This is a genomic window from Bradyrhizobium sp. U531 (assembly GCF_051710265.1).
Taxonomy (GTDB): domain Bacteria; phylum Pseudomonadota; class Alphaproteobacteria; order Rhizobiales; family Xanthobacteraceae; genus Bradyrhizobium.
The window spans coordinates 2,204,547-2,227,259 of sequence record NZ_JASVEN010000001.1 but is presented as its reverse complement, the minus strand read 5'-3'; the positions used below and the strand labels follow the sequence as shown (position 1 = coordinate 2,227,259).

Here is a 22,713-nt window from a genome sequence, read left to right as displayed (position 1 = left end):
TCAGACCTCAGCTCTTCTTCCGCGGGCCGCGCTCGGCCGGCGGCTCACCGCCGCCCTCGGTCGCAGGCGTGGAGGTTGCCGGTTTCTCTCCACCGGCCTTGCGCGCTGACTCCTTGATGCCCTGCATGTCGCGGGCCTCGCGGATCAGGCCCGGCATTTTTGCGAGACTGCCGCCCTCGACGCCGATGTCGGCGAGGATAGAGTCGATCAGCGGCGCCTGCACGCGGTAGCGCAGAGCCGAATCGATCACCTCGTCGGTGGCGCTGCGGCCGCCGTTGCCGCCATGGCCGTTGCCGTTGAGCCCGTCGACCTGGAGGATGCGAATGCCCTCGATCTTCTCCATCGGCTTCACGCTCTCGCGCACGATGCCTTCGATCTTGTCGAGCAGCTTGCGGCGGAACAGTGAATAGCGCGCCTGGTCCGTGAGCACGTTTTCGGCTTCGTTGAGCATCCGCTGCGCCTCAGCCTCGACCGCCGCACGCACACGTTCGGCATCCGCGGCGATCCGGGTCTCTTCGGCCTGCTTCTCGGCGAGCAGCACCTCGACCGTCTTGCGACGTTTTGCAATCTCACTCTCGCGCGCAGTGATGACGCGTTCGGTGGCCTCAGTAGCCCGCATCCGTGCTTCCTCGGCCATCGCCTTGGCGGCGGACTCTTCGAGCGACTTCTGGTGGATGGCGATCGCCTTCTCCATCAAAACTGTCTCGACCTCCTTCTCGCGGTTCACTTCGAGCTTGCGCAACTCGCGCTCGCGGCCGACGCGCGCCTCATCCAGCCCCCGGTCGGAGGCGATGCGCGCGCGCTCCACTTCCTCGCGGGAGGCGATCTCGGCTTCCTGCAACGACTGGACGCGGGCGACTTCGAGTTGCTCGATCGAGCGGCGGCGTTCGAGCCGGGCCGCTTCCAGCGCCTGCTCGCGGGAGACGTCGGTGGTCTCGACCTCCTTGCGGGCGACGATCTCGGCCTGCCGGACCTGGCGATCGGCATCGATACGCTCCGACTTCTTGGCGGAGAGGGCGATGACGCGGTCCTCGTCCGCGATTTCGATCGCCTTCTTCTGTTCGATGTTGAGCACCTCGCGCTTCTTGGACGAATTGATCCGCTCGGCTTCGAGGGCCAGATCGACCACGATGCGCTGGCGCTCGATGGCGTCGCGCCGCTTCAACTCGGCCGCCTCCAGCACACCGGTCCGCTCAATTTCCAGCGAACGCGTGTCACGTTCGGCCTGGATACGCTCGGCTGCGACGGCCTTCTCCTGCGCGATGCGGGCCGCTTCGATCGCCTCGCGAGAGGCGATGTCGGCTTCCTCGACGGCGCGGTTCCGGGCGATCTCCAGCGAACGGACCCGCTCTTCCTGGGCGATGCGCGAGGCCTCGGTGGTCTCGCGCGCGGCGATGCCGGCGACATCGAGGGTCTGATTGCGTTCGATTTCCAATTGCCGGGTATTCTGCTCGGCGGCGATACGTTCGGCGGCAAGAGTCCGCTCGCGGGCGATACGGGCGGCCTCGACGGCGCGCTGCGCCTCGATTTCGGCTTCCTGGATCGTGCGCACCTGCTGGATCTCAAGCGCGCGGGTGCGTTCGTCGGAGGAGATGCGCTCGACATTGATGATCAGCGTCTGGGCGATACGGGCCTTTTCGGTCGCCTCTCGCGCTGCAATCTCGGCCTCGTCGATGGCGCGGGTGCGCTCGATCTCACGGCGTCGGGTCTCCTCTTCGTTGGCGATGCGGGCGTCGGTAACGACACGGTCCTGCTGGATCCGTGCTTTTTCGATCGCCTCGCGCGCCGCGATCTCGGCTTCCTCGACGGTGCGCATCCGCTCGATTTCGCGCTGGCGGACCTCGCGTTCTGAGGCAATCCTTGTCGTGTCGATCGAGCGCTGGTTGGCGATGCGGGTCTTTTCGATCTCCTCGCGCGCCAGCAGCTCCTTCTCCTCGATGGTGCGGGTGCGCTCGATCTCCTTCTGGCGGGTCTCGCGCTCTGAGGCGATGCGGGCCTCTGCGATTGCTTGCTCATTGGCGATGCGGGAGCGTTCGATCGCCTCGCGCGCCGAGATCTGGGCCTGCTCGGCCTCGGTCTCGCGCAGCGCGCGTTCGCGGGCGACCTCAGTGCGCTGGAGGGCGCGCCGCATTTCGATATCGCGTTCCTGTTCCAGTCGCGCGGTCTCGCTCTCGCGCTCGATTTCGAGCGCTTGCCGCTCGGCCTCCAGATTACGGGTGCGGATCTTGATCATCGAGTCCTGCTCGATGTCGTTGCGCAGCTTGCGACGTGCTTCGATGTCCTGCATCAACTGGGTCAAGCCCTCGGCGTCGAAGCGGTTCGAGGGATTGAAGAATTCGAGGTCGGTCTGGTCGAGATCGGTGATGGCGACGGATTCAAGCTCGAGTCCGTTCTGGGCGAGGGCTTCGGCCGCATTGGTCTTGACCCGTGCAACGTAGTCGCCGCGGCGTTCGTGCATCTCCTCCATGGTCATCTCGGAAGCAACGGAACGGATCGCGGAGATGAACTTGCCGGCCAGCAATGCGTGGAGCTGTTCTGGTTCCAGGGTACGGCGGCCGAGGGTCGCGGCTGCGATCGAAACGGCCTCGCGGGTCTGTTGCACGCGGACATAGAAATCGGCCTCGATATCGACGCGCATCCGGTCGCGGGTGATGACGGCATCCTGCCTGGAGCGCACGATGCCCATCGGCAGCACGTTCATGTTGACGGGCGTGTAAGCGTGGATGAAGGGCAGCACGAAGGCGCCGCCGTTGATCACGACGCGTTCGCCGAGGAACCCGGTCCGGACGAACGAGACCTCCTTGGAGGAACGGTGATAGAGCCAGTTGACGATGTAGACACCGACCACGATCACGATAATAGCGACGATCAGCCAGAGGATGAGCTCGCCGACCAGGATCCCTGACATGTTTCCCTCCCTCTATCGTTCCGGCGTTATCGCGCGCCGATCGCCTTGAATTTGCGTACCTGTTCCGTCAGTGCCCGCTCCACCGGCAGTCGCTCCATGGAGGACGCGCCGTAGAAGCCGTGGCAGTAGCGGGTATTCTTCATGACGAAATCGGCGTCCTGGGGATCCGCGATCGGGCCGCCATGGGCGAGCACCAGAATGTCCGGATTTACGCTCAGCGCGGCCGAAGCCCAGGTGTCGATGCGGGCGGGGCAGTCCTTAAGCTTCGGCGCGGTCTGCGCGCCGATCGTTCCGCCGGTCGTCAGGCCCATATGACAGACGATGATATCGGCGCCGGCGAGCGCCATCGCAGCCGCTTCCTTCTCGCTGAAGACATAAGGTGTCGTCAGCAAATCCTTCTCGCGCGCCTTGGCGATCATGTCGATTTCCAGAGCGTAGGACATGCCAGTTTCTTCGAGATTGGCGCGGAACACGCCGTCGATCAGGCCGACAGTCGGAAAGTTTTGCACGCCGGCGAAGCCCAGCGCCTTGAGCTGGTCGAGGAACGCATCCATGTCGCGGAATGGATCGGTGCCGTTGACGCCGGCGAGCACCGGCGTCTTGCTGACGACGGGCAGCACTTCGCCGGCCATCTCCAGCACGATGGCATTGGCGTCGCCGTAGGGCATCAACCCCGCGAGCGAGCCGCGTCCAGCCATGCGATAGCGGCCGGAATTGTAGATGACGATGAGATCGACACCGCCGGCTTCCTCGCACTTGGCCGACAGGCCGGTGCCGGCGCCACCGCCGACAATCGGCTCGCCGCGCTTCGCCATCTCGCGAAACCGCTTCAGAAGTGCTGCGCGTTCAAACCGGGCCATCGGTCACCTCGCTGCTCTCCGGCGCGCCCCGGCGCGGCCGAACAGTGTTCGGAACGCGCCAACGATGGTCGAGGCGAACTCGGGATCGTTGATGTTCTGCTTGACGCGGATCAGCTGGCGGTTGCCGGTCGTGCGCACCGTGCGCTCCAGTGCTCGGAACAAGGCCGCGTCGGCCTCCGGGTCCCAGAATGGCTGGCCTCGGGAATCGAGGGCGGAGACGCCGCCTTCGGGCAGGAAAAACCGCACCGGCCCATCCATCTGGTTGAGCCGCTCGCCGATCCAGCGGCCCATGCGTTCGTTCTCCTCCGCCGTGGTTCGCATCAGCGTCACCTGCGGATTGTGGACGTGGAATTTGCGGCCGCGGTAGCGCTCTGGGATGGTGTCGGGCGCGCCGAAATTGACCATGTCGAGCGCGCCGACCGAGCCGACATAGGGCAGGCGGGTGCGAATGACCGCGCCAAAGCGGTCGTCGGTCGCCGGAAACACGCCGCCCATCAGGAGGTCGCAGATCTCGGTCGTAGTGAGATCGATCACGCCGGAGAGCTGACCGGAGTCGACCAGCTTCTCCATCGAACGCCCGCCTACGCCGGTGGCGTGGAAGACCAGGCATTCGAAATCATCGCTCAGATCGGCCGCGATCCTCTGCACCGCTGGCGTCGTCACGCCGAACATGGTGATACCGACCGATGGCAGCGCAGCGTTTGCGGCCCGGTCTTTGGCCTCGCGCTGGTCGAGCCGGGCCTTGACCATGCCGGCGATCGCGTTGGCGCCATTCGATAGCACCGCGCGCGAGATCGAATTGAGGCCCTGCACGTCGGTGACGGAGTACATCATCGCGATGTCGGCCGGGCCGACATAGGGCGCGACGTCCCCCGAGGCGACGGATGAGATGATCAGCTTTGGCACGCCAACGGGGAGGGTCCGCATCCCTGGCGCCACCAGCGATGCAGCGCCCGAGCCGCCGGCCGAGATCACACCGGCAATGTTGCCCTGGCGCTTGATCCAGTTGGCGAACGCATCGGCCATCGCCGTCACTGCGGCGCCGCGGTCGGGGCCGAACGCTGCCGAGCCGCCCCGGCCGTGATTCAGGGCAATTTCCTGCGCGGAGACATCGCAGGTCGCGTGCTTGCCGCTGGTGGAGACGTCGACCAGCCGGGTGCGCAGGCCGGTCTCGGCGACAATATCGCGAATGAAGCGGAGTTCCGCGCCCTTGGTGTCGAGTGTGCCGACGACCAGTACGACCGGCGGGCCCGAGGTCTGGGCGGCCACCGGTTCGCGTTTGCGCCGTGTCGTCTCGTCGAGGCGTGCAACCGGCGTCGACAGCGTTCGCGCGGCCGCCTCGATGCGTCCGATCGGGACCGGTTGGGACCAGCGCGTCGGCGTGACGGGGTTGGAGACGTAGACCCGGATCGGGCCGCTGGCGCGTGCTGGCTGCGAAGCCGGCTTGGCTTCGCTGCCGGACGACGGCGTATCGATATCTGGCTCGAGCTCGGCGTGAAGGCCGACGCCGAGCAGTCGTTGCTGCAGCTCGCGGTCCGCGGACAGCCGTACCGAGTCGATAATGCGGTTGATGCGGCCGTTGACCATGATCGCGACATTGCGCGAGATCGCCGTGGCGACGCCGATATTCTGCTCGATCACGAGCACGGACATGTCGCCGTCCTCGCCGAGCCGCAGCAACATCTCCTCGACCTGGGCGACGATGACTGGCGCAAGGCCCTCGGTCGGCTCGTCCATGATCAGCAGATGCGGATTGGTCAGCAGCGCGCGCGAGATCGCGAGCATTTGCTGCTCGCCGCCGGAGAGCTGGCCGCCGCCGTTGTCCTTGCGCTCGGCGAGCCGCGGAAAGGTGTCGTAGATGCGCTCGACCGTCCAGGCGCCGGACCGCATCCCGCCGGCGAGCCGAAGATGCTCGTCGACGGTGAGCGAGCGCCAGAGCCGGCGTCCCTGCGGCACATAGCCGACGCCCAGCCGCGCGATATGGGCGGGGGGCCGCCGCGTGATGTCCTCGCCGCGGACGCGGATCGAGCCGCCGCTGACCGGGACAAGGCCCATGATCGCCTTACACAGCGTGGTCTTGCCCATGCCGTTGCGGCCGACCACGGAGAACACGCCGGCATCGAGGGTGAGGTCAACGCCCTGGAGCGCGTGCGAATGACCGTAATAGACATCGAGGCCCCGTACTTCGAGCGCGGCGGGTGAGCGACGGACATCACTCATGGCCGCCTCCCAGATAAAGCTCCTGTACCTCGGGATCGGACTGGATCTCTTCCGGCAGGCCTTCCTTGAAGATGCGGCCATTGTGCATCATCGTCACGCTCTCGACGACGCGCAAGGCCACGTCCATGTCGTGCTCGATGATGATGTAGCCGATATGGGCCGGCAGCGAGGTCAGGATCTCGACCAGCTCGGCGCGTTCGGTCGGCGAGAGGCCGGCAGCGGGCTCGTCGAACAGAACGAAACGCGGGGCGCCGGCGAGCGCCAGCGCGATTTCGAGCTGGCGCTGCTGGCCGTGCGCGAGCTCGGCGACGCGCTGGTCTTTCACGGCGGTCAGATGCACGGCCTGCACCAGGCCATCGGCGGCATGCATCAGCGCGTCGTTATGCCCGGGACGCAGGAACGAGAAGCGGCCGCGCGAGACGCCGCGGCAGGCGAGATAGACGTTGTCCTGCACCGTGAGGCCGGGGAACAGTGCGGAGATCTGATAGGTTCGTCTGAGCCCGCGGCGGATGCGTTCATAGGGCGGGAAGTGGGTGACGTCCTCGCCGAAGAAGCGGATCGTGCCGGAGGAGGGCGGGAAATCGCCGGTGATGCAGTTGAACAGCGTGGTCTTGCCTGCGCCGTTGGAGCCGAGCACGGCGCGGCGTTCGCCGGGGCGCACGGTGATGGTGACGTCGGTCAGCGCGGCCAGCGCGCCGAACAGCCGCGTCACGCCGCGCAGCTCCAGGGCTGCACCGGCACCGACGGCGGAGAGGCGTTGGGCGACGCTATCCATGGCCGTGCCCTCCGCCCGGGCGATCCGGCTGCCGACGCTGGCTCTGCCGCCAGCGCTGCCACAAACCGATCACACCATCGGACGACCAGAACACGATGGCGAGGAAGCCGAGCCCGATCAGCAGACGGAAGCGGTTGCCGTCGAGCCCGATCTTGACCAGGAAGTCGAGCGCGAAGGTGCGCAGCAGGACGAACACCAGCGCGCCGATATAGGGGCCGATCGGCCGCGTGATGCCGCCGACGACAGCGATGATGAGGACGTCGATGCAGGCGCCAACGCTGACCGTGCCCGGTGAGATCTGGCGATAGTTCCAGACCTGGAGCACGCCGGCGAGGCCCGCGATGAAGGACGCCACCGCATAGGCCGCGACGCGGTGCGCATTGACGTTGAAGCCGAGCGCGGCCATGCGGCGCGGATTGTCGCGCACGCCCTGCAGCGCCAGGCCGAACGGCGCTCGCGAGATGTAGTCGACCGCGAAATAACAGAGCGTGGCGACCGCGAGTACGACGTAATAGAAGGGAATATCAGCGCGCCAGTTGACGCCCCAGAAATGCGGCGTCGAGACGTTGTTGATGCCGGTGTGGCCGTTGAAGATCGCCCAGTTCTGGTTGGTGAAGTAGTAGAACGCCGCGCCGATCGCCAGCGTGATCATGATGGTGTAGATGCCCTCGGTGCGCACCGCGAGCGCGCCGCCGAGCGTGCCGAAGATCGTCGCGAGCGCCAGCGCCATCGGCACCGCCAGCCACCACGGCCAGCCCAGGCTGATATTGGCGTTGCCGCTGACGCCAAACACCGCGACCATGTAGGCACAGAAGCCCGCGATGGTGAGCTGCATCAGGCTGACCATGCCGCCATAGCCGGCCAGGAACATCAGGCTGAGAGCAATGGTGCCGAGGATCAGCGTGGACGCGAAGATCTCGATCAGGAAGAAGCCGTTGGCAATCAGCGGCATGATCAGGAGAATGGCTGCCACGATCCAGGTTGCGGGATTGTTGATGTCGGGCCATCCGAGAGCGACAGCCGAGGCGGGCTTGCGAACCTGAATGCGGGTATCGTGGGTGACCGACATGTCAGCGCCTCGCGAGCAGGCCCTGCGGCCGAAGCGCCAGCACCAGCACCATGATCAGGAAGGTCACGACGATGGCATAGGTCGGGATGTAGACCGAGCCGAGCTGCTCGGCGAGACCGATGATCAGGGCGCCGAGCGCGGCGCCGGGGATCGAGCCCATGCCGCCGACGATCACGACGACGAGGGAGGCGAGCAGGAAGCGGATGTCTTCGCCCGGGGAGAGCGACTGGAATGTGCCGCCGACCACGCCCGCGACGCCGGCAAGACCTGCGCCGAGTGCGAACACGAGCACGAAGACGATCTGGATGCGGACGCCGGTTGCCGCGAGGATATCGCGATCGTCGACGCCGGCGCGGATGATCATGCCGATCCGGGTGCGGTTGAGCGCGAGCCACATCGCGACGCCGATGATCACGGATGCCAGGAAGATCACGAGCCGCACGAGGGGATAGCGCAAATACACCGGCTCGCCCGAGGATTTGATCGCGGTGAGTAGCGGCAGCTCGATCGGCCCGATCAGCCAGCTCGGGGTCTGGATCTGGTAGAAATCGCCGCCGCAGGCCCACAGCATCAGGTCGGCGAACACGATCGAGAGGCCGATCGTTACCATGGTCTGGCGCAGGTCCTGGCCTTCCATGCGTCGGAACACCAGCACCTGAAGCAGCACGCCGACCAGCGCCGTCAGGATGAAGGCGACGATGAACGAGAGGATCCAGGATCCGGTCGAGGCGCTGATGGCGTAGCCGACATAGCCGCCGAACAGATACAGCGAGCCATGTGCAAGGTTGACGTTGCGCATCAGGCCGAAGATCAGCGTGAAACCGCTGGCAACGAGAAAATAGAGTCCGCCAAGCGTGATCCCGTTGAAGAGCGCGTTGAGGAAGACCCGCTTGCGGCCGATCGCCTCCTCGAGGCCAGGTGGCCAAATCGCGAAGATCAGCCATAGCATCACCGCGACTGCGATGATGGCGATGAGCGCCCATGCGGGATGACGTTCGATAAAGCGGGTCACGATTGCCGCTCCGTCGTCACGTCATTCAAGTCCTCTCCCCATAAGCCAGGCGAGGGCGCACGCAGACCGTTGCCGGCCGGAGGCCTTGTCATGCAAGCCCTGCCATGTGCAAGCCCTGCCATGGACGTACGCTCCCTTCGCGCGATCCTCTTTTCGGGACCGCGTTCCGAGCATCCTAGTCGGGCTCATGGGGGCGCATTTGATCGTGAGTATCTTTTCGCGCGTCGGTCAGGGGCGCAAAATCTTGGCCGCGCGGCGATAATCGGTCGGGGCCATCCCGACATTGGCAGCGAAGAAACGGGTGAAGCCGCTTTGCGAGGAGAAGCCGAGGTCGAAGCCGATATCGGCGATCGGCGCTTCGCTCGCCACCAGCGCCTCCAGTGCCTGTTCCATCATCAACGTGTTGAGATAGAGGTGCGGGGTGACGCCGGTCTGGGTCCGGAACAGACGATAGAAATGCGGTCGCGACAGGCCGGATTCGCGTGCGATGGTGTCGAGTTCGATCTCGGCGCCGGGGCTCTCCGACATCATCTTGATGCACTTGCGAACACGAAAATCGGTGATCGAACCATTGGTGCGTGGATCACGCGCGCTCTCGGCCTGTTGCCAACTTGCGTCGTAGCAAAAGTCGATCAGCCGTCTCAGCTCGCCATCGAGGCTGTTCAGCGAGGGTGCGCCGCACACCAGAGCCGCAGCGTGCCTGATGTGTTTGTCCAGCGCGGCCGACCGCGAAAACTGCGTGCGGCCGAAGCGCAGGCGGTCGGCGCCGGGCGCATCTGGCGCGAACCATTCCGCATTGACGTAGAGCACGAAGAAGACGGCGCCGCCGTCGAGGTCTGACGGCAAGAAGTTATGCGGCTCCCAAGGGTTGACCGCAACCACGGAGCCTTCGCCGAGTTCGTAGCGTCCATCGTTGACATCGATGCATGCGGGACGCCCCCCGACATGGAAGATCAAATGACCTTCGCGATGTGCGTGGATGTTGAAAGGGCGGTTCAACTGATAGACCGTCGCCCGGCCGAAGCGGCCGTGGAAGACGGCGAGCGCCCGGCTCATGCCTTCCCTCCCAGAAGCTCTTGTCTTTTTCCGATAGCGTTCAACAACCGGGGAGAGAATGCAAGGGCGCAGAATGTCCGCGCCTTGCAAATCTCTCCCCGGTCAGTCATGGCGTCGCTGATGCGACTACGTCAGTACTTCTTACATTCCGGTACTGTACGGCTTGGCAATCCGATCTTGGCGAACACCGCGGGGTCGTAGCCCAGCGTCTGGTTCACATTCGGAATCACCTTCACGACCTTCGAGAACAGCGCGCCCTTGCCGTCGTCGACCACTTCAGTGACGAAGTTGGTGCCGATCGCCTGGCGATTGGAGTCGAGCTTGATCTTGCCGTTCGGCGCATCGAGCTCGATCTTTGCCAGGGCAGCCTTGTACTTCGACTGGTTGTCGCTGAGATCGCCATTGACCTGACGCAGCGCCAGGATCAGCGCCATGGTCGAGCCGTAATAGTTGGTGGCGAGCAGCGACGGACTCGGGAAGCGCTTGTTCGGCGGGAAGGCGTCCTGATAGTCCTTCACGAATTTCTGCCAACCCGGGTCCTCCCAGGTGTCAGCCTGGCCACTCGCGGCCAGCGTGCCGACCAGCGCTTGCTTGGCATTTCCCTTGGACGACAGGATGGTCTGGTCGATCATGATCGAGCCGCCCATCAGATGCGCCTTGCCGCCGGCCTGCTGGTACTGGTTGAGGAAGTTGACGGCGTCGGCGCCGCCGAGGCCGAGATAGATGGCATCGACATCATCGGGCAGCGCCGCGATGACGGACGCAAAGTCCTTGGTGCCGAGCGGCACCCATTGCCGGTTGGTGACTTGTCCGCCGGCGCCGCAGAATTCGAGCACGAGGCCGAACACCTGAGTGTAGATGAAGGAGTAGTCCTCGCCGACCGTCGCGATCTTGCGATACTTCTTCTCCTCATAGGCGTATTTGCCGAGGCCGACCTGCCACTGCGCCCCGTCCATGTTGTAGCGGAAGAAGTTTGGAGCCGGATCGACATAGGTCGTTTCCTGGGCGCCCGAAGCGGCGTTGATGAAGGTCAGCTCCGGATGGGTCTTGGCGAAGTTCTTGACCGCGATGCCTTCGTCACCTGACAGCGGCGACAGCAGGATCTGCACCTTGTCCTGCTCGATCAGCTTTCTCACCGCGCGCACCGCAGAGTCCGGCGTCGCGTCGGTCGATGCGATGACGAATTCGAGCTCCTTGTCGCCGACCTTCTTGCCGAGCACGTTGAGCGCTGTCTGGAAGCCGCGGATGCCGTCCTCGCCGAGCACCGTGTAGGTGCCCTCGAGCGTCGCGGTGACGCCGACCTTGATCTTTTCTTGTGCGAAGGCGGTGCCCGACAACAGCAGGCTGCTCAACGCAATCAGTCCTAGACTGCCTTTCAACATGGTTCTCCTCCCTGGGGCGTTCGTGTCGCTGTTTTTCACCGCACGCTCGCGCCCGCCGCGAGGTGCGGCGTTTTGGCAAGGCGAACGGTTCTTGAGATGGAGGCTAACCGAACTCGGATGCAGCGCGTGCGTCGCGGCCATGCGCGGCTTAACGGGCAGTCTCATTTTGAATGGTGCGTCGCAAATCGTTCCGCGGTGCAGTAGGCGTCACCGCGGAAGTGTCGATTGCGGGACACAGCAGCGCCTGCCGAGCTAAGCAGGGCCCGCCACTTCTGCCGATGTCGCGTTATTGCGGTTCGATGCCGGCCGCCTTGATGATCCGTCCCCACTTGCCGATCTCGGCCTTCAGGAACGTCTCGAGCGCCTCCGGCGTTGCGCGCTCTGGCTCGACCGGCGCCATGCTGAGTTCAGTGAAGCGGCTGATGAGGGCCGGATCTTTCAGTGCCGTCTGCAGCGCGTTGACGAGATGGTCGACGACCGGCTTCGCCGTGCCGCGTGGCGCATAGAGGCCGTACCAGGTCGTGACGTTGAATTCGGGAACGCCGGCTTCGGCGGAAGTCGGCACGTCCGGCAGCGTCGCGACACGCGCCTTGCTGGTGATGGCATAGCCCTTGATCGTTTTCGACTGGATGTACGGCGTCGGCCCGGTCGCAGGATCGCAATAGACGTCAATATGGCCGGCGATGACGTCGTTCAGCGCAGGCCCGCCGCCCTTGTAGTAGATCGGTGTGAGTTTCGTATCGGTGGAGCTCATGAACATCAGGCCGCAGAGCTGGGAGGCCGAACCGAGCCCGACATTGCCGAAGGTCATCTTGTCGCCCGCGCCGCGGATCAGCGCGATCATCTCGTTGAGATCTTTGGCCGGAAAGTTCGGCCTTGCCACCAGGATCATCGGCACGTCAGTGACGAGCCCGATCATGGCGAAGTCGCCGACCGGGTCGAAGGGTAGTTTTGCGTAGAGCGCCGGCGCGGTGGCCTGGCCGACATGCATCAGCAGCACGGTGTAGCCGTCAGGTGCAGCCTTGGCGACGCGGTTGGTGCCGAGCGTGCCGCCGGCGCCGACGACGTTCTCGATGACGATGGACTGCTTCAGCGTTGCGCTCATCGCGTTGCCGAGAATGCGCGCGATGACGTCGCCGGGGCCGCCGGCGGAGAAGGGCACGATCATCGTGATCGGGCGGGAGGGGTAGTCGTCCGCGAATGCGGTGCCGCAGGGGGTAAGCAGAAGCAACAGGATCAGCGATCGTACGACAGACTTCATCGAGCACTCCCTGGCGGCATTGTTCTTAGTCGTCGGAAGGCGCCGCCTCCTTGGCCGCCGACGATTTCTCGATCATGTCGAGTGCGGCCACGGCGGCCGCGTTGATGTGGTCGACGCAGCAGCGCTCGGCGAGGTCCGCATCGCCGCTCTGGATCGCGCGCCAGATCGCGGTGACCTCGCGCAGGCTTTTGTTGATCCGCTTCGGCTGCGACATCGAGGTGATCCGCAACAGCTGAATGCGGTCGTGGAGCGGCTTGAGCATGCGCTCGATGAAGGCGTTGCGGCAGCCGCCGATCAGCGCGCCGTAGAAGTCGGTTTTGGCTTCGAGGCAGCCGACCAGATCCTGCCTGGCCGCAGCCGCCTTCAGCCGGGTGAGGGCGTCGCCGATCCGGCGTGCCACCTCGGGGTCGTTCAGCCGGGCGCATTCGCGGCCGGCATATCCTTCGAGCACCGCCCGCGCGGCGTAAAGCTGCCGGGCCTCTTCCAGGCTGATGGTGGAGACCACGGGGCCGCGGTGCGGGACGATGTTGACCAGCCCGTCGGCCTCGAGCGCCCGCAACGCTTCGCGGATCGAGGGGCGGCTGACGCCCATCATCTCGCAGAGCTCGCGCTCGACCAGCCGCTGCCCCGGTTTGAGCGTTCCGGACATGATCGCCTCGCGCAGCTTTTGCGCGACCATCGCTCGGACGGTCGGGACGTCCTCGATGCGGAGTGTCGACTGCAATTCGCTACGTCTTTCCATGTCCGGGTCCTGTTCGGGAAAACTCAGTACCGGTTTACAGGCAGAATCATCATTTCGGCAATTTGAACGTGGGCTGGCTGGTCAAGGGCGAAGACGATCGAGCGGGCGATATCGGCCGGATCCAGCGCCATCCTGAACTGGTCGAAATAGTCCTTTTCCTTCTGGGTATCGCCGCGGTAGCGGGTCAGGATGATGTTGGTGCGGGTCAGGCCGGGCTGGAGCTCGGTGACCCGGATGGCGGTCTCCGCCAGCTCGCCCCGGAGGGTCTCGGTGAACATGTGCACGCCGGCCTTGCTGGTGCTGTAGGCCGCCATGTCAGGCACGATCCGGACGGCGTTGATGGAGCTGATATTGACGACATGGCCGCTGTTACGCTGGACCATGCCGGGAAGCATCGCGCGGGTGACGCGCATCAGGCCGATCAGATTGGTCTGGATGATGTTGGACCAGTCGTCGGCAGAGCCGATGTCGAAGCGGGTCCGTCCGCCGATATCGTGGCCGGCGTTGTTGATGAGCACGTCGACCGGCTTGAAGTGACCGGGAATGGCGTCCGGCAGGCCATCGACGGCCTTGGCATCGCTGATGTCCAGCTGGATCGGAAATACGGCGTCGCCGCCCGTCGCCGCCAGTTCTTGAAGCGCCTTGGCATCGCGGTCGACCAGAACGACGCGGCGGCCGCTCTCCAGCAGCGCCTTGGTGATGGCGCGTCCCATGCCGCCGGCGGCGCCCGTCAGCACGACGGTCTGGCCCGATTGTTCAGTCATCGCAGCACTCCCATTCCTTTGTCCTCATGCCACCGACCAGCCGCCGTCGATCGGCAGGCTGGTTCCGGTGATGTCGTTTGCGGCAGGGCCGCAGAGAAAGACCACCATGGCGGCGACGGCATTCATCTCGACGAACCGTTGTGTCGGCTGGCGCTCGCCCAGATAGTCGCGGGTCACGTCCTCGACGGCACGGCCATTGTTCTCGGCAATGCCGGCGATCTTGTTTAGGATGGCAGGGGTCGGCAGCGTGCCCGGGCAGAGCGTGTTGCAGGTGATGCCGCTGCGCGCAGTCTCGATGGCGACCGCGCGGGTGATACCCAGGATCGCGGTCTTGGTGGTGACGTAGTCGATGCGATCTTCGACGGCGCGGCTCGAATAGATCGAGCCCAGATTGATGATCCGGCCCCAGCCCCGCTGCTTCATCGCCGGCAGCGCCAGGCGGATCAGATGGAATGGCGCCGACAGGTTGACGGCCAGCGCCTGCTCCCACTTCTCGGGCGGAAACTGCTCGACGGCGGAGAAGTGCCTGACAACGGCATTATTGACCAGAATGTCGATCGTGCCGCAGCGGTCGAGCAGATCGGCCATCATGGCTTCGATCGCCTCGCGTTTGGCGAGATCGACGCCGGCCGCGATGACCTCGACGCCGAAGCGGGCGCGCAAATTTTCCGCGGCCTGCTTCGGTGCGACGAGATCGTGAAGGATGATGTTGGCGCCCGCGCCGGCAAGGCCTTCCGCGATGGCCAAGCCAAGGCCCGCGGTCGCGCCGGTCACGAGTGCCCATTTGCCCTTCATCGCAGCTACCACTCCGTTACTTCTTGTCGAGCTCGGCGAAGACTTCCTTCGCGTTGCGGAACGCATCCACACCGGCCGGCACGCCGCAATAGATCGCGACCTGCATGAAGACCTCTCGGATCTCCTCCTTGGTGGCGCCATTGGCGAGCGCGCCGCGGACGTGGGTCTTCAGCTCATGCGGGCGGTTAAGGGCGCAGAGCATCGCGAGGTTGAGGAAGCTGCGGGTCTTGCGCGTGAGGCCGTCGCGGCCCCAGACGTAGCCCCAGCAATATTCCGTCGTGAGGTCCTGCATCGGGCGATTGAACTCGTCGGCAGATGCGATCGCCTTGTCGACGAACTCGTTGCCGAGCACGCTCTTGCGGATTTCGAGGCCGCGGTCGTAAGTCGCCTTGTCCATGTTGTTCTCCGTTATCTTGAGGCGTTGTCAGCTTTTCGGCCAGAACGGCTTTGACAGCGCGAGTTCTGGCGGGAACACGGTGACGGGTACGCCGGTCTGCCACTGCACGATGGTCATGCCAGCGCCGACGCGGCGGCCCTTCTCGTCGAACTTGATCTCACCGAGCGGGTAATATTTCGAGGGACCGCCATCCATGGTGCGCAGCGCCTCGCCAACGGCGACGCGATCAGCCTTGCCGGCCTTCTCCAGCGCGTCCTTGATCACCCACATGTCGCCATAGGTGGAGATCGCGTTCTGCGTCATCCACGGCTCCTTGTAGCGGGTCTTCAATTCGGCGATCAGCGCCTCGTGCCCCTTGGCGCCCCAGCTCGCGACGCAGGTCAGCACGCCCTGAAGCAATTCGGGGCTGACGGTCTGCAGCATGTCCGGCTCGGCGATGGCGATGCCGAACGAAATGGTCGGTATCTTGCCCTGGCCGAGGCCAAACTCGTTCATCTTCTCGAGCAGCAGCTTGGCGTCAGAGATCACCGTCGGCAGGAAGAACAGCAGGTCAGGCTTGGCCGAGCGGACCTTCTGCACCAGCGACGTTGCATCGGCCAGCGGCGGCGTGAACGTCTCGTCGACGACCAGCTGCAGCTGGTTCTCCGCCAGCAGGCCTTCGCGCATCGCCTTGGCGGAGGCGATCGAGGCGCCGGTGTTGTCGGTTAGGATCGCGACCGTCTTCGGCCGCTTGCCGGACGCGGTTTCCGCCAGCTTGATGAGCTGGGGCAACGCCTGTTTGGCTTGCGAACCGGCGGTGGCTGCAGTCTGGAATACGTATTTGAAGCCGCGCTCGGTGATGAGATCGGAGTAGGAGAGGGTGAGCATGGGCAGGTTGGCGCGCTCGGTCACCTCGGTCACCGCGAGCGTGAACGAGGACAGATATGCACCGCTGGCCGCAACCAGATCGGTCTCCTGCGCGACCATGCGCTGGGCCGCGTTCTTGGCCTTCTCCGTGGTATCGCCGGAATCGAGCACGACGAGCTTCAGCTTGGCGCCGCCGAGCGCCTTGACGCCGCCTTGCGCGTTGATGTGATCGACCGCCATCTCGGCGCCTTCGCGCATCACCGTGCCGGGTCGGGCGTACAGGCCGGAAATCGGCACCAGCAGGCCGACCTTGACCTCGGCAGGTTGCTGCGCCCAGCCGGCGCGGGATGCGATCAGCGTGCCGGAGGCGCCGGCAAGCAATGTGCGCCGCGAGATCGTAAACTTGCTCTTTGCAGTCATGACAAATCTCCTCCCTGAAAAATCGCGCGACGCTTAAGGCTTCTTCGGCCAGAATGGCTCCGCCTGCGCGAGCTCGGGCGGATAGACGGTGACAGGCACGCCCGATTGCCATTGCACGATGACGACGCCGGCGCCGACGCGACGGCCCTTCTCGTCGAACTTGAGCTGACCACCCGGGTAATATTTGGAGTCGCCGGCATCCAGCGTCCGCAGCGCCTGCGCGACCGCGTTCTTGTCGGCCTTGCCGGCCTTCTCGAGCGCTTCCTTCATCACCCACATGTCGCCGTAGGTGGAGATGACGTTCTGCGTCGCCCACGGCTCCTTGTACTTGGCCTTGAGCTCGGCGATCAGGGCTTCGTGTCCCTTCGCGCCCCAGCTGGCGACGATGGTCATGATGCCCTGCACGATCTCGGGGCTCACGCTCTGGAGCATGTCGGGCTCCGCGATGGTGATGCTGAAGGACACGGTCGGGATCTTGCCCTGGCCGAGACCGAACTCGCTGATCTTCTCCAGACCGAGCTTGGCGTCCGAGACCGCGTTCGGCATGAACAGCAGCAGGTCGGGCTTGGCCGAGCGGACCTTCTGGATCAGCGGCGTCGCATCCGACAGCGGCGGGGTCCAGACTTCCTCGACGACGAGCTGAAGGCCTTCCTGCGCGAACAGCTTCTCCTTCAGCGCCTTGGCGGTGGCGACTGAAGTGGCGGTGTTGTCCATCAGCATCGCCACGGTCTTCGGCCGCTTGCCGGAGGCCTTCTCGGCGAGCTTCATCAGCGTCGGCAGGCCGAGCTCGGACTGGCGGCTCGCGGTCGCGGCGGTCTGGAAGATGTATTTGAAGCCGCGGTCGGTGAGGAGATCTGAATAGGACAGCGTCAACATCGGCAGTTCGGCGCGCTCGGTCACCTCGGTCACGGCGAGCGTGAAGGAGGAAAGGTAAGAGCCGGTCGCGGCAACCAGATCGGGCTCCTGCGCCACCATGCGCTGCGCCGCGTTCTTGGCCTTCTCGGTGGTGTCGCCGCAGTCGATCACGACGAGCTTCAGCTTGGCGCCGCCGAGTGCCTTGATGCCGCCCTGCGCGTTGATGTGCTCGATGCCCATCTCGGCGCCCATCTTCATGACCTGGCCGGGGCGGGTGTAAATGCCCGACAGCGGGACGATCAGTCCGACTTTCACTTCAGCCGGTGCCTGCGCGCGTGCCACGCCGGCGAGGCCGACAGCGGCGGCGCCGGACAGCACAGTCCGGCGCGAGAGACCCTTGGTTGTCTTGTTCATTATGTTTGCTCCCTGGTCTTTGTTTTTATGTTGGTCACATGCCGAGATAGGCTTTGCGCACACGGTCATCCGCGCGCAGCGTGTCGTTGTTGCCTTCGAGCACGACGTGTCCGGCTTCGAGGACATAGCCGTGGTCGGCGGACTCGAGCGCCTCCGCGACACGCTGCTCGACCAGCAGCATGGTCAGCCCGGACTGTCGGCGGATCTCGATCAGGCGTTCGAAGATGAAGTCGGCGGTCGACGGTGCAAGTCCCATCGAAGGTTCATCGAGCATCAGCAGCTTGGGCGAGGAGGCCAGCCCTCGGCCGATCGCGAGCATCTGTTGCTGGCCGCCAGACATTGTGCCCGCGAACTGATCGCGGCGCTCCTTCAGAACCGGCAACCATTCGAAGATGCGCTCGATATTGGCCTGCCAGTCGCGCCGGCCGCTCTCGGTCATCGCGCCCATTTCGAGGTTCTCCATCACGGTCAGGGACGGAAAAACCTGGCGCCCCTCGGGCACGTGGGCGATGCCAAGATGAGCGCGCTGCGGCGGCGGCACGGCGAGGAGATCGACGCCGTTGAAAGTGATCCTTCCGCCGCTCGGCTTCACGATGCCGGAGATGGTCTTGAACAACGTGGTCTTGCCGGCGCCGTTAGGCCCGACGATCGCGACGAACTGGCCGGCGCCGACATTGATCGAGACGTCGTTCAGGACGGGCTTTGCGGAGTAGCCCGCGCTCAATCCTTCAATTTGCAGCATGGCCAGCCCACTTCTTGCCGAGATAGGCCTCGATCACGCGGTTGTCGCGCGTCACCACTTCCGGCAGTCCCTCGGTGATGACGGCGCCGTGGTCGAGCACGAGAAAGCGGTCGACGAGGCGGACCATCGCCTGCATGGTGTGCTCGATGATGGCGATGGTCATGCCGTCGCGCGCCAGCTGCTGGATCACGGCAACGACCTCGTCCGCCTCGCCATGGCCGAGGCCCGCAAGCGTCTCGTCGAGCAGCAGGATGCGCGGCTGGCCGGCGATCGCGCGCGCGAGCTCCATCAGCCGCAGCTCCTTGGTCGAGAGCTCGCCGGCGACGCGGTTCGCGACCGCGGAGAGCCCGACGCGGGCGACGGCATCGGCCGCGAATTGGCACGCTTGGTCGTCGGTGCGGGCGCGCACATAGGCGCCGACGACGACATTGTCGAGGATCGACATGCGCAGGAACGGCCGCATCACCTGGAAGGTGCGACCGATCCCGGCCTCGCAGATCACGTGGGGTCGCTGGCCGGACATGTTGCGTCCGTCGATCAGAACCTCGCCCTGGCTCGGCTTCAAGAAGCCGTTGAGGAGGTTGAACAGCGTGGTCTTGCCGGCGCCGTTGGGGCCGATGATGCCGAGGATCTCGTTCTGATGCAGCTTGAAGCTGACATCCTGCACCGCCTTGAGGCCGCCGAAGGAGCGGGAGAGATTACGGACCTCGAGCACGACGTCGCCAGTGGCTGCACGCTGCCGCCCGACGGGCTTGAGCGCCGTGACATTGGCGGCGGTTGCTTCCGGCGTGTCGCTGGCGGTCGCCTTGGTCGCAGTCCGCTTGCGTAGAACGTCACGCAGCTTCCAGAACAGCCCTTCCGGCGCCAGCAGGATGACGCAGACGATGGCAATGCCGAAGATGACGCCCTGGATGCCGGGGATGCGCGCGCCGGCCTCGGCATGCAGGATCTCGGCGAGCGGGATCAGGATCACCGAGCCGATGACGGGACCCCAGACCGTGCCGACGCCGCCGAACATCGCAACCGTCAGCGCCTGCGCCGACACCAGCATGCCGAACACGGACGCCGGGGTCACGACCAGCAGCACTTGTGCGTAGAAGCCGCCGATGGCCGCGGCGATCGCGCCGCTCAGCGTGATCGCGCGCAGCTTCCAGGCCAGCGTGTTGATGCCGGCGGCTTCGGCCGCGGCCTCGTTCTGCTTGATCGCGAGCAGCGCCATGCCGAAGCGCGAGCGCTCGATGACCTGCGTCAGCACGATCGTGGCGAGCATGAGTGCAAGCCCCAGCAGCGTGTAGAGGTGGGGGTCGGTGAATTGCATGAAGGCGATCGGCGCGTCGCGCTTGATCGGAAGCGTCACCTCCTGGAAGCCGAGCCACTCGAACACGTAGAGAATGGCCAGCGGATAGGCGAGCATTGCGAGGGCAAAGTAGTGGCCCTGCAGGCGGAAGGTCGGAAATCCGATCAGGAGCCCGGCGATGCCGCCGAGCATGGCGGCGACGGGGATCAGCAGCCAGGGCGAGATGTTGAAATAGATCTGCCCGAGCGCGGTCGCATAGGCGCCGATCCCGAAGAAGGCGGCGTGGCCGAAGGAGATCAGCCCGGTGTAGCCGCTGAGCAGGTTCCAGGACAGGCCGAATACCGCCCACACCGGCACCAGCGTCAGGATCAGCTGGTAATAGGAGTTGGTGACGCCGAGCGAAATGCCTGCATAGGCGAGCGTGAAGAGCAGGGGTGGCAGAAAGGAGCGCATCCGGAACATGGTCACGTCCTCTCGACCATGCGTCCGAAGAAGCCTTGCGGACGGAAGAAGATGATGAGGAGGAAGACGGCGAAAATCGCGGCGTTCTGCAACTGCGTCGGCAGGATCAGCGTCGACATCTGCTGCACCAGGCCGATCGTCATGCCGCCCCAGAACGCGCCGATGATGCTGCCCATGCCGCCGAGCACGACGCCGGCATACATGACGATGACGTATTCGAGGCCGACGAAGGGATGGAACGGATAGTTGGTGGCGAGCAGGCCGCCGGCGATCGCGGTGATACCGCAGCCGAGCGCGAAGGCGGTGCGGTGCGCCCGGTCGACATCGATTCCCATATAGGTCGCGGCGGTCGGATTGTCCGCGGCAGCGCGCAACGACTTGCCGATCCGGGTGCGCGTGATCAGCAGCGAGAGCAGGATCATGATGGCGAGCGAGACCACCATATCGATGCTGCGCGCCTTGTTGAGGAAGATGCTCATGTCGAAGAACGGGCCAAGCTCCCAGGCCGAGCTCGACAGCGGCGTGCGGATCGAGGCCAGCACCGAGCCGAACACGATCAATCCGCCATTCTGCAGAATCAGCGCGATACCGAGAGTGAGGATGAGCTGGGCGTAATGGCCGTCGCCTTCGAGCGAGGCGGTGCGCGTACCAGAGACGTGCGAGATCAGCGTCCGGTGGACGAAATAGCCGAACACGGCAAGCACGGGCCCGGCCAGGATGATGGCGACGAACGGCCCGACCGTATTGCCGAACACCGCCTGCACGCCGGCGGCAGTGAAGAGATAGAACGCGGTGTACATGCCGAGCATCATGAAATCGCCATGGGCGAAGTTGATGACGCGCATGACGCCGAAGATCAGGCCGAGCCCGACGCACATCAGGCCGTAGACGGCGCCGATCAAGAGGCCCGCGGCGAGCGCTTGCAGAAATCCCTCCATCAGCCGTGCCTCCGCGCGGCCGACGAACCTAAGCTGGTCTCCAAACCGACCATGTTTCCCCCATCGTCTCCGGCACTTCTTATGATGCCGATCGTAAAACCCGTTCCGCCTTGTCCAGGCGGCATTGTGCTGCGATGTCGCCGGCATTGCCGAGCTGTTCGCAGTGATCGATCGATTGCTCGAGCCGGTGCGCGCGGTCCTCACCGAGGACGCGGCCAGCTGCCGTACGGAAACGCGCGCGAATATCTGATGGCGTTGCTGCGATGACGTCGGGCAGGGCGTGCCGGATCGTCCGTCCGCTGCGCAGATGCACGGTCACGTCCGCGCCTTGCTTGCCGGGGAAGGCAGCGGTGAAGCCGGGATCGGCCTTGAGGTCAGTCACCGAGACGAGGCGAATGATATCTGCATCATCGAGCTCGGCATAATTGTCTTCCTCGATCTCGCCCCGCGCCAGCGTGGCGGCGACGCTGAAAGGAATACTCATCTTGGCCTGCAGCGCGTTACGAAAGGGGCCCATGGAGTCGCAGCCGGGATAGCGCACGGCGGCGTCTGGCGCGCGAATGACGACGCGGTCGATCTCATCGGGGTTGGCGAGTTCATTCGAGACGCGAAGCGCGGCTTGAGCTGCGGTCTGCGCGAAATTGCAGGCGGGGACCGGCTTGTTGTAGACGGCCATGATCTCGCACTCGCCATTGGGGAACAGCGTGATGCTGTCGGGCGCGGCCTGGCGGCGATAGGCGGCGAACAGGCCGGCTTCGCCTTCGAGGATCGTCTCCGAGCCGAACGCGCCGGCCGCGGCAAGACCGACCGCCTTGATCGCATTGCTGGCGGCAAAGCCCGGATGGAAATACATGTCGGAGCCGCCGGCGTGCGGCCATTCGTTCAGCCCGCTCGACGTATTGGCCGCGATCGCGATGGCGCTGGTCGCTTGATCCTCGGAGAGGCCAAGGGCGAAACTACCGGCCAGCGCCGCGCCCAAAGGGGCCACGAGGCCGGTCGGGCGATGAAGGCGTGCGAGATCGGACGTCATCAGCGCGCGGCCGATCCGCGCGCCGGTCTCGTAGCCGACGATGGCGGCGGTGAGCAGCTTCGTCCCGTGGAGCGCCGCCTGTTCAGACAGCGCAAGCAATGTCGGCCAGATCACCACGCCGTGGTGCGCGATGCTGGCCGCGTGCATGTCCTCGCGAACGAGACCGTGTCCCATCACCGCATTGGCAAAGGCAGCGTCGGCGGGTGAGGAGAGTTGCGGTGTTCCGATGATCGTGGCGCTGCCGCGATCTTGTGCGATCGCAATGGCCTGCCGGCTCCAGGGATGCTGGCCGGCTTCGAACGCGCAGGACAGGAAATCGAGCAGGCAGAGCTTGGCTTTCGTCACGACCTCCGGCCCGAAATCACCGAGCTCAAGCGCAAGCACGCTCCGCGCCATCTGGCGCGAGAGCGACACCTTGCCTGATCCGGTCGGGCCGATCGTCATCGCAATCGCTCTCCCTGATCGTTC

The 22,713-nt window shown here is 65.0% G+C and carries 19 protein-coding genes; all 19 read right to left on the bottom strand.

Annotation, left to right across the window (positions count from 1 at the left end; all coding sequences use genetic code 11):
• Positions 1-7: 7 nt before the first annotated feature.
• The 19 genes from QRQ56_RS10955 to QRQ56_RS10865 all read right to left on the bottom strand — a co-directional run bounded on the left by QRQ56_RS10955 (position 8) and on the right by QRQ56_RS10865 (position 22,689).
• Complete coding sequence (locus QRQ56_RS10955; protein WP_438739725.1) at positions 8-2,908, bottom strand: flotillin domain-containing protein; 2,901 nt, start codon at positions 2,906-2,908, stop codon at positions 8-10.
• A gap of 26 nt (positions 2,909-2,934) precedes the next feature.
• The gene (locus QRQ56_RS10950) at positions 2,935-3,768 is read right to left on the bottom strand and encodes a phosphoenolpyruvate hydrolase family protein (RefSeq protein ID WP_438739723.1); all 834 of its coding nucleotides are present in this window, start codon (positions 3,766-3,768) and stop codon (positions 2,935-2,937) included.
• 3 nt (positions 3,769-3,771) lie between these two features.
• Positions 3,772-5,988: an ABC transporter permease gene (locus tag QRQ56_RS10945; RefSeq protein WP_438739722.1), complete on the bottom strand. Its 2,217-nt coding sequence runs from the start codon at positions 5,986-5,988 to the stop codon at positions 3,772-3,774.
• Positions 5,981-6,763, bottom strand: a complete 783-nt coding sequence (locus QRQ56_RS10940) for an ABC transporter ATP-binding protein (protein ID WP_438739720.1) — start codon at positions 6,761-6,763, stop codon at positions 5,981-5,983. The genes QRQ56_RS10945 and QRQ56_RS10940 overlap by 8 nt, the downstream gene beginning before the upstream one ends.
• Complete coding sequence (locus QRQ56_RS10935) at positions 6,756-7,832, bottom strand: branched-chain amino acid ABC transporter permease (protein ID WP_438739718.1); 1,077 nt, start codon at positions 7,830-7,832, stop codon at positions 6,756-6,758. The genes QRQ56_RS10940 and QRQ56_RS10935 overlap by 8 nt, the downstream gene beginning before the upstream one ends.
• A gap of 1 nt (position 7,833) precedes the next feature.
• Entirely contained in the window at positions 7,834-8,844 is a 1,011-nt protein-coding gene (locus QRQ56_RS10930) for a branched-chain amino acid ABC transporter permease (RefSeq protein ID WP_438739717.1), read from the bottom strand.
• Between the two features lie 228 nt (positions 8,845-9,072).
• Positions 9,073-9,900, bottom strand: a complete 828-nt coding sequence (locus tag QRQ56_RS10925) for an AraC family transcriptional regulator (RefSeq protein WP_438740157.1) — start codon at positions 9,898-9,900, stop codon at positions 9,073-9,075.
• A gap of 131 nt (positions 9,901-10,031) precedes the next feature.
• Positions 10,032-11,282 carry an ABC transporter substrate-binding protein gene (locus QRQ56_RS10920; RefSeq protein WP_438739716.1) on the bottom strand — a complete coding sequence of 417 codons (1,251 nt, stop codon included), beginning with the start codon at positions 11,280-11,282 and terminating at the stop codon, positions 10,032-10,034.
• Positions 11,283-11,568: 286 nt separating this feature from the next.
• Positions 11,569-12,543 carry a tripartite tricarboxylate transporter substrate-binding protein gene (locus QRQ56_RS10915; RefSeq protein WP_438739715.1) on the bottom strand — a complete coding sequence of 325 codons (975 nt, stop codon included), beginning with the start codon at positions 12,541-12,543 and terminating at the stop codon, positions 11,569-11,571.
• Positions 12,544-12,568: 25 nt separating this feature from the next.
• The gene (locus QRQ56_RS10910; RefSeq protein WP_438739714.1) at positions 12,569-13,285 is read right to left on the bottom strand and encodes a GntR family transcriptional regulator; all 717 of its coding nucleotides are present in this window, start codon (positions 13,283-13,285) and stop codon (positions 12,569-12,571) included.
• 23 nt (positions 13,286-13,308) lie between these two features.
• Entirely contained in the window at positions 13,309-14,049 is a 741-nt protein-coding gene (locus QRQ56_RS10905; protein WP_438739713.1) for an SDR family oxidoreductase, read from the bottom strand.
• Between the two features lie 24 nt (positions 14,050-14,073).
• Positions 14,074-14,856: an SDR family oxidoreductase gene (locus QRQ56_RS10900; RefSeq protein ID WP_438739711.1), complete on the bottom strand. Its 783-nt coding sequence runs from the start codon at positions 14,854-14,856 to the stop codon at positions 14,074-14,076.
• Between the two features lie 4 nt (positions 14,857-14,860).
• Positions 14,861-15,241, bottom strand: coding sequence for a carboxymuconolactone decarboxylase family protein (locus QRQ56_RS10895; RefSeq protein WP_014496467.1), 381 nt, complete (start codon positions 15,239-15,241; stop codon positions 14,861-14,863).
• A 27-nt stretch (positions 15,242-15,268) separates the two neighbouring features.
• Positions 15,269-16,507 (bottom strand): ABC transporter substrate-binding protein, encoded by a 1,239-nt coding sequence (locus QRQ56_RS10890; protein ID WP_438739709.1) that lies wholly within the window; start codon positions 16,505-16,507, stop codon positions 15,269-15,271.
• Positions 16,508-16,540: 33 nt separating this feature from the next.
• The gene (locus tag QRQ56_RS10885) at positions 16,541-17,776 is read right to left on the bottom strand and encodes an ABC transporter substrate-binding protein (protein WP_438739708.1); all 1,236 of its coding nucleotides are present in this window, start codon (positions 17,774-17,776) and stop codon (positions 16,541-16,543) included.
• 34 nt (positions 17,777-17,810) lie between these two features.
• A complete protein-coding gene (locus QRQ56_RS10880; RefSeq protein ID WP_438739707.1) occupies positions 17,811-18,518 on the bottom strand; it encodes an ABC transporter ATP-binding protein in 708 nt (235 codons plus the stop codon).
• On the bottom strand, positions 18,505-20,277 hold the full coding sequence (locus QRQ56_RS10875; protein WP_438740155.1) for a branched-chain amino acid ABC transporter ATP-binding protein/permease: 1,773 nt from the start codon (positions 20,275-20,277) through the stop codon (positions 18,505-18,507). Before QRQ56_RS10875 ends, QRQ56_RS10880 begins: the two co-directional genes overlap by 14 nt.
• Before the next feature lie 2 nt (positions 20,278-20,279).
• The gene (locus QRQ56_RS10870) at positions 20,280-21,215 is read right to left on the bottom strand and encodes a branched-chain amino acid ABC transporter permease (protein WP_438739705.1); all 936 of its coding nucleotides are present in this window, start codon (positions 21,213-21,215) and stop codon (positions 20,280-20,282) included.
• A 79-nt stretch (positions 21,216-21,294) separates the two neighbouring features.
• Complete coding sequence (locus QRQ56_RS10865; protein WP_438739704.1) at positions 21,295-22,689, bottom strand: MmgE/PrpD family protein; 1,395 nt, start codon at positions 22,687-22,689, stop codon at positions 21,295-21,297.
• Positions 22,690-22,713: the final 24 nt, after the last annotated feature.